Annotated in this window: 11 protein-coding genes and 2 CRISPR repeat arrays; all 11 genes read left to right on the top strand. The window is 60.4% G+C overall.

The genetic code is table 11. The features are described 5' to 3' along the window. The first annotated feature begins 2 nt into the window (after positions 1-2). The 11 genes from ASAC_RS00055 (at position 3) to cas6 (ending at position 11,559) form a co-directional block, all read left to right on the top strand. The gene (locus ASAC_RS00055) at positions 3-488 is read left to right on the top strand and encodes a hypothetical protein (protein WP_013265933.1); all 486 of its coding nucleotides are present in this window, start codon (positions 3-5) and stop codon (positions 486-488) included. Beyond that, positions 485-1,705 (top strand): type III-B CRISPR module RAMP protein Cmr1, encoded by a 1,221-nt coding sequence (cmr1, locus tag ASAC_RS00050; protein WP_013265932.1) that lies wholly within the window; start codon positions 485-487, stop codon positions 1,703-1,705. Before ASAC_RS00055 ends, cmr1 begins: the two co-directional genes overlap by 4 nt. 5 nt (positions 1,706-1,710) lie before the next feature. Beyond that, complete coding sequence (cmr6, locus tag ASAC_RS00045) at positions 1,711-2,463, top strand: type III-B CRISPR module RAMP protein Cmr6 (protein WP_013265931.1); 753 nt, start codon at positions 1,711-1,713, stop codon at positions 2,461-2,463. Continuing rightward, positions 2,450-5,341: a type III-B CRISPR-associated protein Cas10/Cmr2 gene (gene cas10 / locus ASAC_RS00040; protein ID WP_013265930.1), complete on the top strand. Its 2,892-nt coding sequence runs from the start codon at positions 2,450-2,452 to the stop codon at positions 5,339-5,341. The genes cmr6 and cas10 overlap by 14 nt, the downstream gene beginning before the upstream one ends. 6 nt (positions 5,342-5,347) lie before the next feature. Next, the gene (locus ASAC_RS00035) at positions 5,348-6,220 is read left to right on the top strand and encodes a hypothetical protein (protein ID WP_013265929.1); all 873 of its coding nucleotides are present in this window, start codon (positions 5,348-5,350) and stop codon (positions 6,218-6,220) included. A gap of 197 nt (positions 6,221-6,417) precedes the next feature. Next, positions 6,418-7,027: a CRISPR direct-repeat array (repeat unit 25 nt; unit sequence GTTGCAACACCATCTCGTGGTTTCC). 396 nt (positions 7,028-7,423) lie between these two features. Next, positions 7,424-8,221 (top strand): type I-A CRISPR-associated protein Cas4/Csa1, encoded by a 798-nt coding sequence (gene cas4a, locus ASAC_RS00030; protein ID WP_013265928.1) that lies wholly within the window; start codon positions 7,424-7,426, stop codon positions 8,219-8,221. Then, the gene (gene cas1, locus ASAC_RS00025; RefSeq protein ID WP_013265927.1) at positions 8,218-9,207 is read left to right on the top strand and encodes a CRISPR-associated endonuclease Cas1; all 990 of its coding nucleotides are present in this window, start codon (positions 8,218-8,220) and stop codon (positions 9,205-9,207) included. The genes cas4a and cas1 overlap by 4 nt, the downstream gene beginning before the upstream one ends. Next, positions 9,204-9,488, top strand: a complete 285-nt coding sequence (gene cas2, locus ASAC_RS00020; RefSeq protein ID WP_013265926.1) for a CRISPR-associated endonuclease Cas2 — start codon at positions 9,204-9,206, stop codon at positions 9,486-9,488. The genes cas1 and cas2 overlap by 4 nt, the downstream gene beginning before the upstream one ends. Next, positions 9,481-10,029 carry a CRISPR-associated protein Cas4 gene (gene cas4, locus ASAC_RS00015; protein WP_013265925.1) on the top strand — a complete coding sequence of 183 codons (549 nt, stop codon included), beginning with the start codon at positions 9,481-9,483 and terminating at the stop codon, positions 10,027-10,029. The genes cas2 and cas4 overlap by 8 nt, the downstream gene beginning before the upstream one ends. Beyond that, positions 9,984-10,592 carry a hypothetical protein gene (locus ASAC_RS00010; RefSeq protein WP_158303771.1) on the top strand — a complete coding sequence of 203 codons (609 nt, stop codon included), beginning with the start codon at positions 9,984-9,986 and terminating at the stop codon, positions 10,590-10,592. Before cas4 ends, ASAC_RS00010 begins: the two co-directional genes overlap by 46 nt. A gap of 34 nt (positions 10,593-10,626) precedes the next feature. After that, positions 10,627-11,559 (top strand): CRISPR system precrRNA processing endoribonuclease RAMP protein Cas6, encoded by a 933-nt coding sequence (cas6, locus tag ASAC_RS00005; RefSeq protein ID WP_013265923.1) that lies wholly within the window; start codon positions 10,627-10,629, stop codon positions 11,557-11,559. A gap of 190 nt (positions 11,560-11,749) precedes the next feature. Beyond that, a CRISPR array of direct repeats spans positions 11,750-12,799; the repeat unit is 24 nt; unit sequence GAAACCAAGGAATGGTGTTGAAAC.

Here is a 12,799-nt window from a genome sequence, read left to right as displayed (position 1 = left end):
CCTTGAGCGACTTCGTGGGCTTCGCGGCCGACGTGGGCACCAAGCTGATAGCCGCCGGCTGCCAGGGCGGCGGGAGCTCGAACTCGAAGCCCGGCATAGTCAGGAGGGCCGTGGACTTCCCGTCGCTCATGATAAGCCTGGGCTTCCAGCCGGCCTTCACGTTCTTCCTATCCAAGGTAGAGAGGTTCTCCGCAGTGAGCGCCATCTACAGCTACCTGACGGGCAAGGCAAAGCTCGATGATGGCGTCAAGGCAGCCATCTGTGACGAGCTGAGGAGGAGCGAGGGCGCAGGCTACGCGGGCTACGTCGCAATAATACTCTACGCGCTCAGCAGGGTAGGCGAGAGCGTGAGCGTTGGCGGCAACGAGGAGGAGATTTACAAGTCGCTGCTTGGGATAGCCTTAAAGGAGCTCGCGCTGGCGAAGGAGAGGCTGCTTTCAGAGTACCTCCTGGAGGTCAAGAAGGTGCTGGAGGCGATGCCCCTGTGAGCCTCGACGAGACCCTTGTTAAGGAAGCCAGGATGAGGGCGCTGGGGCTGTTCAATGAGAGGAGGCTGGTGGCGAGGCTCAGGCTGACCCCCACGACGCCCTGGTGGGGAGGCGACCACAGCACCAGAACGTCGCAGGAAGTGGATGAGGACGAAATTAATGGGAGGCTCCGGTGGTTCCTCAGGACCGTTTACAACAGGTTCTGCGCGAGAGACCTCAGCGACTACTCCGAGGCTGAGAAGTTCGTCAGCGGCTTCCTGGGCTCCACCGGGATGGTCTCGAGGTACGTCTTTAGGGCGAGCACGCTCGGGCCAGGCGATGTAGCGAAGCAGTTTGATCAGCTTCCCAGGGTAAAGCTGACGCTGTTAGGCAACAGGCGCGGGCTTTCAAAGGGCGACCTGTTGCCCTTGAACCTCAGGGGCCTGGATCTCAGCATATACAGGTCGCGGGCTGAAAAGGATCCTGGGTATGATGACCTGGTAGTTGGAGGGGTCCTGATAACCCTGGCTTTCGTGGGCGTAGGCAGGGGCGCAAACAGGGGCTTCGGCAGGTTCGCGCCCTCGGAGTGCCCGGCCGGGGGCTCCCAGTTCATTGAGAAGCTGTGCACGTACGTAAAGGACGGCAACGTAACTGAGGCGTTCAGACTGTACTACAACAGGTTTAAGGAGGTCGCAGGCTGCAGCTCCGAGAACTCGTGGGAGGAATCCGCTGTACCCCTTGCCCCACTGGTCGATGGCGAAGGCCCTGACGTGATCAGGGCGGTCCCCAACTGCACGGCCAGGGACAGCTACGAGGCGCTGAGGGTCCTTCAGGAGGCCTTCCTTAAGGTCAACCTAAGGTCTGTCATGGGGCGGGGCGGGCTCTCAAGCGCGGAGGTCCACAGCTGGCTCCTGGGGCTGCCGAGGCGGATAAAGAGCACCGGCTACTTCCTGGTCAGTGAGGAGTCCGAGGAGCCCGGCCGCAGGCAGTCAATGTTGGTGGCGTCGCCCGTGAGGGTTAACAACGCCTACAGGCTGTACTTCCTGCCGTTCCTTTCACTTCGTGACCACGAGCAGATCTACAGCATGCTGGAACACCGCAGCGGCTCAGGGGAAGTGACCAAGGTGGGCGACATGATCAGGGGTGAGGAACTCAGAGATGTCATAAGCGAATTAGTGGATGCCGTGGCTAGGGCTGCCGAGGCTAGGTGTCGTGGGGCCAAGCGCGTGACGAGGTGAGCCATATGGCGGCCCAGCAGGGGGGCAACAGGCTGCTTGGTGCGCTCCTGAAGTACCAGCAGGAGATGCTTAAGGGCAGCCCCAGGGAGGACGCCAGGTCGATGTCCCTCGAGGGCCTCGTGAAGGGCTGGGACCTGTCCCGCGCGAGGGGGTACGTAAACGAGGTCAGGCAATCGATCGTCAGCTCGGGCATGGACTTCATATCTTTGAAGCTCACCACCAAGAGGAAGTTCATGGGCGGGTGGAGCCCCATCTACTTCATAACTGAGGTCCCGCTGGCCTGGGACCTCATAATCGACGTCCCCTACATACCAGGGTCGCAGGCGAAGGGCATAGTGAGGGACGCCTTCCTCGAGGTCTCAGGCGATGATAAAATGGCTGACTGCGTCTTTGGCAGCAGGAAGGCCGAGGGCAAGGTGACGTTCACGGACTTCTACCCGGTGGCCTCGCAGGGCGGGCTACTTGTATATGACATAATAAACCCGCACTACAGCCCCGAGAGGAGGCCCTTCAACGAGTACAACGCTAACCCGGTCCCAGTTAAGTTTGTCGCGGTCAACTCTGGCGTCACATTTGAAGGCTTTGTTGTTTTTAGGAGGGATGAGCTTGAGCCGTGCGGCCAGGACGCGTTCAAGCTCCTCCTCCAGGCGATCTTTTACTCCTCCGTGTCCGGTTGGGGCAGGAGGACCACGAGGGGATATGGTGAGCTCGACCTTCAGGTTGAGCTTGAGGAGGTGAGGAGCGGTGCAGTCAGGTGACCTGTTAGAGCTGAAGCTCATAGCATACTTCCACGACCCGCCGTGGAAGGCGTGGATAGTCTCCAAGAGCCCTTCCAGGGCGATACTTGCTGACAAGGGAGGCCATGAGGATGATGCCAAGGAGCTGCTCTCCATGATGGGCGTCCCCGTCCAGGGAAACTTCCCACCGGCGGTGGCCTTAGCGGACCACCTTGCGTCCTCGCTCGACAGGTGGGTAATATCATTATTATTGAAGGATGTGGAGGCGGGGGCAAGGGCAGAAGAGATTGTTAAGAAGAACCTATTTGCGCCTTGGTACAAGATTAAAGTACCTCCCAACATAGATGCTAACAAAGTCAAAGAATACGCCAGGGAGCTCTCTGGCCTCGTCATGAATGCCGGGGGACTGAAGTATCACGTGGCCTACTACCTCGCCCCGCTCCTGTGGTACGAGCACTTCCCCTGCGCCCCGAACGGGCCCTGCTGGGTTCCAGTGGCCGACACTAGGGTCCCGACGCACACGATATTTGACCACGCCACCGCCACGGCCGCCATGCTGAACATACTTAGGTGCGACGGCACGAAGCCCCAGTTCTATGGATCGGTGGCCGTGATAGACTTCCCCTCGGTGCAGGAGTTCATATCATTTAGCAGGAAGACCAGCGACCTGTGGGCCTCCAGCTGGCTCACGTCGCTCCTCCTGTGGAGGTCCATCGAGCCCTTCGTGGAGAGGTACGGCCCCGACGTGGTCCTCAGGCCAGAGCTCAGCCTCAACCACTTCTTCATAGCGTGGCTCGCCAATAAGGTTCAGGACAAGCGTCTGAGAGATAGAATCGTTGAGCTCGGGAGGAAGTACGCTGGCCTTCAGGACGGGCCCTTGACGTCAATGATGGGGGACAAGGTCGTTTTGCTGCTGCCTGAGCAGCGCGATGACGTTGAGAGGCAGTTGAGGGATAACTTCAAGAAGGCCTGGGAGCAGGTGGCGTCGGAGGCGTTTAAGAGAACCGGTATAGATGGCCTCCTAAGGGACGGCCCCCTTAAGAGTTACATAGATAAGGCAAAGGAGACGCCCCCGGTCAGGCCAAGGGTAGTTGCCCTGGACGTTGGTGAAGCGTTTAAAAAGTACTCTGACGCGATCAGAGGGCTTGCCGAGGGGAGCCTTAGCTGCAGCGGACAGTACGTTTCCGTGGAGTACTCCCTGTTCTTTGAGTACCTACTGCACCGCATTAACAGCGAGGAGCTTAAGATAAAGGTCAAGTACATGTACGGCGTCGACCTGGCTGACACGGTTAGATCCCTGACCAGCTCGGGGGACTACCACCTCTGCACCATGTGCGGCATGCTCCCAGCGGCCGTGAGCTACGTCTCGTGGCGGACAGGTGCTGAGTTCAGGAGGCTCAGGGACGTGAAGGAGGGGGAGGAAGAGGAGGACAGGCTGTGCCCATACTGTGCCCTGAAGAGGTCCCTCAACGACGGCCGCGTGGTCATCGAAGTCCTCAAAGATATGGATCTCCTGGTCGGCAGCGGGGTGAGGCGCGGGTTCCCGTCAACCTCTGAAATAGCAATGCTCAACGTGGACGAGGTCCTCGGGCCCTACGTTGGGAATGAGAACGTCAGGGGCCCGTACCTGGCTGAGCTCTACGAGAAGTGTTACGGCGGCTCCAGGGAAGCCTGCGAGACCGTGTATAGCCTCATTAAGGACAGGGCCGCTAATCACATAAAGAACGAGGAGGAGCTCAGGAAGATCATAAGGAAGTATGGGGACGCCTACTTTGCAGTACTGAAGGCCGATGGGGACTTCATGGGGAAGGGCTACTGGAGCGGACTGCTCAGGAAGGGCGACGGCAAATGCTTCTCAATAGAAGACTACATAAAGACTGCCATGGCCATCCGCCTGGAGGACGAAAAGAAGCTGTCTGAAGAGGTCAAAAGGATAGTAGAGGTCAGGGAGCGGCTGGCCCACGAGGACAATGAGGCCAGCGAGGATAAGGGCTACGAGAGGTCCCTGGACCATGTGAAGAAGGCCGCGAGCGAGGAGCCGCCGTGCACTTTTGACGTGTCAAGCGGGGGTGGCACGGAGACCAGATACATGATACCTATAACTCCCGCCTATGCATATGCGCTGTCAAGGGCCCTGACAGCGCAGGCGGTGCTCGACATAAGGATCCTCACGGACAGGAGGGCCAGCCCCGTCTACGTAGGCGGTGACGACCTTCTGGCGTTCTCGCCGACCAAGTACAGGGGCGAGCTGGTGCCGCTTGACGCGGTCGAGGAGACCAGGAAGGCCTACTGGGGCTTCTCGGGCGGCGCGGTGAGCGGCTTTAAGTACCTGGGCGATGGAAAGGGCTACATGCCGGTCGACGCCCTGGCGAACTATGGCAGGAGCTACGTCATCCTCCCGGCGCACTACAAGGACCCACTGCCGCTGTCCTTAAGCACCGCCAGCGAGCTCCTTGAGGAGAAGGACCACGTTAAGGAGAAGGACGTCCTCTTCATCTACTCCGGCAGGGGGATCGCAAGGAGCCTGGAGTGGCTGGTGTCGACGCTTAAGCTGAGCGAGGCCGGCAGGCTTAACACTCAGCTGCTGGAGGCCGTGAGGGACTTGTACGACGCGATCAGCAGCAAGAGGCTAAGCGTTAGCTTTATACACGACTACTTCGGCATTAAGGACTACATGGAGATGGCCATGGGCAACGGCTCCGCAAAGGACGTCTACACCATGCTGGCGCTAGAAGTTGTAGAGAGGAACAAGGTGGGGAACTCGGACGTGAGCAAGGTGAAAAAGCACGTCAGCGACCTGGCCTCGGTGTCCTCCTGTCTGCCCTCAAGGGACGGCAGCTCCGTCTGCAGCGGGGACAGGCTCTACAGCGTGGTGCTTGCGGTGGACTACATGAGGTGACGAGGGATGACCTACCTGCTCATAAGGCCCTTGACGCCCGCGGTCTTCAGGTGGGGAGGCCTGAGCTCGGTCCTCCTGAGCGGCAGCATGTACCAGGGCTACTTTGAGGCCATGCCGCTGCCCTCAACGATCTACGGCTTCCTCAAGCTCGCCTACATAGTCAATGGCCTCGGCAGCGACGCTCCAAGATTCAGGGGCCCCATGTTCTACGTTGAGGGCAGCAGGGGGTCCTACCTCTGCGCCTACTCGTTTACAAAGAAGGGCAGGGCCATGCTCTGCCCCTCAGGCGAGTCGCTCAGGCTTTATAAGGTGGAGGACAGGCACTACATCAAGAAGATAGGCATAGCTCTTGACAAGGGCACCAAGGGCGCCAAGGAGAACTACATATACATGGAGAGGGACGTGGACCTAGGCCTGATAGCCAGGGACATCCTAGGCGAGGGTCCGACGAGGTACGGCGTGCTGGTCGAAGTTTATGACGACGAGGCCTATGACAAGACCTTAAAGCTCAACAACTCCATTGGCGCCTTTGGAGGCGAGTCCAGGCCAGCTAAGATAGAGGTCATAAAGGACATCAAGGTAAAGGAAGGCGCCCTCGGGCTAGGGAGTGTTTTGATTTCACCTGCCATAGTTGACGTAGTTGATGATAACAAGATAGTGTGGGACAAAAACCAGGCGACCGCGACGCCCGTTAAGGCGGAGACTAAGGAGGGGGACAGGGAGTGCACAGCCGTCATCTACAGGCTGCTCTCGTTAGGGTTTGATAACGGCAGGAGGCTGCCGATGGCACTTGCGGTCATGCCAGGGGTTAAGGTAGACGTGAAAGGGCCTGTGGGGCTTTGCACTGAGAGGGGCTGGGGCTCCGTGATGGAGTTCTGACACTTTTTTTCTTTTTCTGTTTTACTGGCAGGGGCCCCTCCTCCAGGCACCGCAGTGACGTCCTCCGCCTCACCGAACTCACCTTTACCCCTCTGACTCTGGAACCTTGGTCTCCTCAGGCCCCAGGGTGTTAAACATCATTCCGCGGTTGCCAATTGATCATCTCAATAAAGCAGCGCAGGCGTCTTGCTATTTTGGTTGCAACACCATTCCTTGGTTTCGCACGGAATGACGTGAAGCTACTGCAACACCTCATTGAGACGTTGCAACACCATCTCGTGGTTTCCTGATGGCGCTTTTTTGGCCGAACTGAAGGACTTCACTAGTTGCAACACCATCTCGTGGTTTCCTTCATTTCTTTCTTTCGCCTTGACCCTGAGGCCATGCCTCAGTTGCAACACCATCTCGTGGTTTCCAGGGTTATTTTAGCCAACGCCTTCTCCCTAGGCATGCTCCCCAGGTTGCAACACCATCTCGTGGTTTCCTCAAGGCACCAGGGTTCTAAGGTCCACGCCAGGGCAAGTTGCAACACCATCTCGTGGTTTCCACGGCATTCCAGCTTGGCGTCATTCCGCTAACGTTCTAGTTGCAACACCATCTCGTGGTTTCTTGAAAACGATGACGACTTTCTAGCACAAGTAGCGTTCAACCGTTGCAACACCATCTCGTGGTTTCCGGCTGACATCATGATCACGGTAGACATTGACGTAACGGAGTTGTTGCAACACCATCTCGTGGTTTCCTTAGGCTTCCTGACTCAGAGCCTGAGTCTGTTGGTCTTCGTTGCAACACCATCTCGTGGTTTCCCAAGCCATGGGATGCCGTGCCCTGGCCTTGGCCCTCACCTTGCCAGGGCCGGCCCTCCTGTCCCACCGTTGTCCTCTGCAGGGGAATACTTAAGTTTACCGCCGGCCCCCGGGGGACTTCCCATGTGAGACATGGGAAGCCCCCATGAATTTTTAACTTTCTCTGATGTTTAGTTAAGTAAAATTGATGTTCCCACCGCTCCCACCGGGCATGTGACTTCCCATGTGAAACGTGGGAATTACCCGGCTAAGTAGTTTATAAGGTAAATTAACAAAATAATCAAAACTGCTTATCCATTAAATGTACGTTTGTCACTTAACAATTGGGATTATCCCAGAGCGTGTTCAGATCATCAATAAGAGCTCCTCGCCCCACCTCCCCCTGGGGTGCCAGAGGGTGCTGCAGCTGCTCAGGCAGGAGCTCAAGTACCTGCACGGTCTTCAGCTCAGCGTCCCCTCTGAGCTGAGGGGCTGGGCCTGGGACAGGCCGCCCGTCAGGCCCAGGTACAGGGCCGGCCTCGGCGTGGCCGAGGTTGCCTACTACAGCTGCTGCCCGAGGGAGGCCCTCGAGGCGAGGCTCAGGGGGCCCAGGCAGGACGCGGCGATGCTCCTCGGGGCCGCAGTGCACGAGCTCTTCAGGAGGGTAGCCTACGGCCTCCAGGGCCTCGTGGGCCGCGGCGTGGAGCCGTGGGAGGCCGCCAGGAGGGTCATGGAGTCGAGGGCCTACGCCGAAGTCGCCTCCCAGCTCGGGCTCGCGGGCGAGGCCCAGAGGCTCAGGGACCTCCAGGGGGCCCTCGCCGTGATGCTCGCCGGGGACGCCACGCTGCAGAGGCTCCTGGGAGGCTCGGCAACTGGCTCCTGGGCCCCCTGGCTCTCCGAGTACGTGGTCGACGGGACGCCGCTGGGCCTGGCGAGGAGGCTGAGGGTCGACGCGCTGATGAGCGGCGCCGTCGTGGAGTTCAAGGTGGGCCAGGCCAGGGACTGGCACGCGGTCCAGATGGCCGGCTACGCCATGGCCCTTGAGTCGCAGCTCGAGGTGCCTTTCGACTACGGCCTCCTCGTCTCAGTTAGCCTCTCCCCGCCCTCGCTCAGCGTCCACGGCCTCCTGCTGGGCGAGGGCCCAAGGTCAAGGTTCCTGGAGGCCAGGGACTCCATGGCCGAGGAGCTGGCCTCGAGTGGGGTGGCGGCCGTTTGAGGGCGCTGCTCCTCACTGGCTACGGCCTCCTGCTGGGCGCCTCTGGCTCAAGCCTCGTGGTGAGGTCAAAGGACGGCAGGAGGGAGGAGGTGCCCCTCTCCCAGGTGGACCTCGTGGTGGTCGCCTCTGGCGGCGTGAGCGTGACATCTAGGGCGCTCAGGCTCATGGCAGCGGCGGGCGTCGAGATGGTGGTCCTCGACAGGGGAGGCATGCCAGTCTCGGTGACCTACATGAGCCACTACTCAAGGACGCCTGAGACCAGGAGGGCCCAGTACATGGCAGCCTCAGGGGAGCTCGGCGGCTCGATGGCCTCGTCCCTGGTCGCCTGCAAGGTGCTCTCCCAGGCGTCAACGCTGAGGAGGCTCGCCCTGAGGGCCGGGGCCACCGTTAAGTCTACCGTCTCAAGGATGAGGGAGCTGGCCAGGGAAGTCATGGAGCTGAGGGGGACTCCCAACGACCTCAGGCCCAGGCTCCTCGAGCTTGAGGCCGCGGCCGCGAGGGAGTACTGGGGCTTCGTGGCCTCGCTGCTGCCCAGGGACCTCGGCTTCGACGGCAGGGACCAGGAGGGCGACGACCCTGTCAACGCGTGCCTCAACTACATGTACGCGGTGCTCTACTCCCTTGGCCTCAGGGCCCTGCTGCTGGCGGGCCTCGACCCCTACGCCGGCTTCCTCCACGTGGACAGGAGCGGCAGGCCCGTGCTGGTCTATGACTACGTTGAGCAGTTCAGGGCGCCAGTCGTTGACGAGCCCCTGGTGGCGCTGGTGACGTCTGGCTGGAGGCCGAGGCTCGAGGGAGGGCTGCTCGACGTGGGCTCCAGGAGGGCTCTGCTTGAAGCGCTCTTCAACAGGCTCAAGGACCAGGCCCTCGGCGCCTACAGGCCCATGACGTACTCTGAGGCGCTCAGGGAGTACGCGTACAGGCTGGCCTCCTCGCTCAGGTCAGGGCAGGCGTACTCATGCTACGCCGGGGGTGAGCCCCTGTGAGGGTCCTGGTGGTTTACGACGTGAGCGACGACTCGAGGAGGCTCAGGCTCTCCAGGGAGCTGGAGAGGATGGGCCTCTCAAGGGTGCAGAGGAGCGCCTTCGTTGGCCCCGGGGGCCTCGCGGTGGCCAAGGAGGCTGCCAGGGCCGCGGCGCAGCTGGTCGACGACTCGACTGACGTGGTGCACGTCGTGCTCCTGAGCGAGGTTGAGTGGGCCAACGCCCTCGTGGTGGGCAGGCCCCTGGCGGCGCCAAGGGTTGCTGAGGTGACGCTCCTTGGCTGAGGCCGCGGTCACCGGCACAGCTGTTAAGGACTACTCGTACTGCCCGGCCCTCCCGTGGCTCAAGGTGAGGCTTGGCCTCAGGGAGCCCGAGACCTGGGGCATGAGGGCGGGCAGGTCTCTCAGGGCCTCGGACGTCGCCTATAAGCTTGGCCTTGAGAGGCCCTGGCTTGAGGAGGTGCCCCTGAGGGACAGGGGGCTTGGGGCGGCCGGGGTCGTTGACCTGGTCTCCGGGAGCGGGAGGCTGCGGGTCCTCGAGGTCAAGGCCTTCAGGGCCGCCGGGGAGAGGCTGAGGCCCTTCGCGAACCAGCTCAAGTTCTACGCCCTGCTGGCCAACAGGCTCCTGGGCAGGGTCAGGGAGGCCTACCTGTACCACGGGGGCGACCTCCTCGCCCTTGAGGTTGACGGCCACGTCCTCAGGGAGGCGGAGGAGCTCGTGGCCAGGGTCAGGGACGTACTTGAGTCGGAGGAGCCCCCAAGGGCGTACAGGTCTGAGAGGTGCAGCTCCTGCTGGTTCAGGAGGGTGTGCCCCGCATGGGACTGAGGCTCCTCCTCATGCCGTGGCTGAGGCCAGACGCTGCCTTCGCCGCCGCCGAGGAGCTCGGCGCCAGGGAGGGCGAGAGGGCCGTGCTCGTGTCATTCGACGGCGGCCGCCAGGCCCCGCTGGCCGCCCTCAGGTGGCTAAGGGCCTCGCAGCTCTCGGGCGACGCGGCCTCCCTGCTGGCAGGGCTCTCGGAGGAGCTTGCGAGGGGCTACGACGAGGTCCTCGCGTGGGCCGGGCCCAGGCCTGAGTCCCCGCTGCTGGCAGCCTTCGCGGCCGCGGCTGCAGTGATGGGCTTCAGGGCCTGGCTCCTCGTCCCTGGGGCCGGGCGGCTTGAGCTCACCCCACTCAGGCGACTGGGCGTCAGCGGCGACCAGCTTAAGGCGCTCAGGCTTGTCGTGGCCGGGGCCTCGAGCGTGGAGAGGCTGGCGGCCCGCATGGGCGTCAGCCTGAAGACCGCCAGCAACCTGGCCTGGTCTCTCAGGTCCGCGGGCCTCCTGGAGGGGCGCGGCCGCCTGAGGCCCACGCCCTGGGGCGCCGTGGCGGCTGCCCTCAGGAAGGATTAAGGCTCGGCGGGCCACCGGGCGGACGGGCGGAAGTTTGTCACTGCTTAACATAATAGAGTCCAACATGCCGAGGGCGCTCCTGAGGCTTGAGCTCGAGGTCACGCCCAGGGACGACGTAATACTTCAGCCCATGTCCTCCAAGGCCCTCAAGTCGGCGGCCGCCGACCCGAACGGCTGCCTTCACCCCCTCTGGGAGCTTTACCTGGCCCACAGGGAGGCGGTGACCTTCAGGTCCCTCGCGGACGGCAGCGGCAGGAGGCTCTACTCCCAGGGCGACAGGCCCATCGTGGTGAGGAAGGGCGAGAGGCTCAGGGGCGCCGTGGTGGCAGTCGCCTCGTCGCTCTCCGCGCCCCAGGTGGCCCAGCTGGCCTCCTGCGAGGGCAGCGTGAGCTTGGGCCCCGGGGCCCTGGAGTACAGGGTAACCTCGGCCTCCCTCGTCAGGGGGGAGGAGCTCTCGGTGGGCCTGGGCGGGAGGGGAGGGGCCGTGAGGCTCTTGTTCCTCACGCCGACAGCGATACCGCTCAAGGTCATGACCCCGCCCTGGGCCTCGCGTCTGTCAAGGAGGGTCCCAAACGCCTACAGGCTGCTGCCGGAGCCCGCGTACATAGCGGCATATGCAGCCAAGCTGCTCCTGGGGCTCTCCGGCGCGGGCGGCGACGCCCCGCTGTACCACTATTATGTAGGCAGGCTGGTCGACATGTACGCTGTCGAGGTGGACTACGACGTGAAGCCAACGACGGCCGTGATAGGCAGGGACTACCTAGGGAGGCTCAGGCTCCTCAGGGGCTTCACGGGCTGGGCCCTGTACAGCGTCAAGGGGGGCTTGGGCTCCGCGATACTTGACAGGCTGCTTGCCATAGCGTCGGAGCTGGGGGTCGGGAAGCTGAGGGCCATGGGCATGGGTGAGGTCAGGGCCGAGGTCGTTGGGCCCAAGGGGGCCCAGCCCGCCACTAGGCAGCAGTTTTGATTATTTTGTTAATTTACCTTATAAACTACTTAGCCGGGTAATTCCCACGTTTCACATGGGAAGTCCCCCGGGGGCCGGCGGTAAACTTAAGTATTTCCCAGCAGAGGACAACAGTGGGACAGAGGAGCGGGGGAAGGGCAGGCCCCAGGCCGCGCGGAGGACAGGGACAAGCATAACAGCTCAGGGCTCGGAAACCAAGGAATGGTGTTGAAACTTAACAACGTTACCCCTTTCCCTTCTTTCCTCTCTTTCCGAGAAACCAAGGAATGGTGTTGAAACAGAAATAGCTTGAATCTTTCAAGGCAATTTTCTGAACAAACTTGGAAACCAAGGAATGGTGTTGAAACTTAGGAACGACCGTTATGAGGTAGACGAGAACGAGAGAGTTATTTAGAAACCAAGGAATGGTGTTGAAACACTGTTAAATTTGCTGTCCTCTGCCTAAACAAAATGTGAAACCAAGGAATGGTGTTGAAACCCTTGTCTACGCAGAGTACCGCTTCCAGGTCTACGCGAAACCAAGGAATGGTGTTGAAACCTCTTTCCTTGTTGTCTACTGCGTCAAATAAAACTTCTCTTGGAAACCAAGGAATGGTGTTGAAACACATGGGGGCGGTTAGGGTTGTCGCTTGTGCTTGGCGAAACCAAGGAATGGTGTTGAAACAGGAACTTCTCGATATCTTCCTCCTTTATATGCTCTAGAAACCAAGGAATGGTGTTGAAACCTGATTACAAGGATATCAATGGCGTTGTTAAGAAAGTCCTCTAGAAACCAAGGAATGGTGTTGAAACTAGCAGGACAGCTCCACGAGGCAGCAAAGGAGTATGACATAAGAAACCAAGGAATGGTGTTGAAACCATAATTGCGTACCTGGGCAGGGACAAGAAGGAGATGAAACCAAGGAATGGTGTTGAAACGCCCTCCGCTTACGTTGGGGGAGTTAATTGACACTCTGGCGAAACCAAGGAATGGCGTTGAAACTTGACCTTGATAGGTATACCTTCAGCGTTCCATAGGGCACGTGAAACCAAGGAATGGTGTTGAAACCACCTACATGTACCCTGTCAGCGCCCCAGTTACAATCAGAAACCAAGGAATGGTGTTGAAACTGGAGGAGGTGGTGCACGACGACGAGGACTACTTCAACGGCGAAACCAAGGAATGGTGTTGAAACTTATGCTCTGGATGCGTAACCACAATCTCATTTACCAATGGGAAACCAAGGAATGGTGTTGAAAC

Source organism: Acidilobus saccharovorans 345-15 (assembly GCF_000144915.1).
Taxonomy (GTDB): Archaea; Thermoproteota; Thermoprotei_A; order Sulfolobales; family Acidilobaceae; genus Acidilobus; species Acidilobus saccharovorans.
The sequence above is the reverse complement of the archived record's forward strand: the minus strand, read 5'-3'. Positions and strand labels throughout refer to the sequence as shown.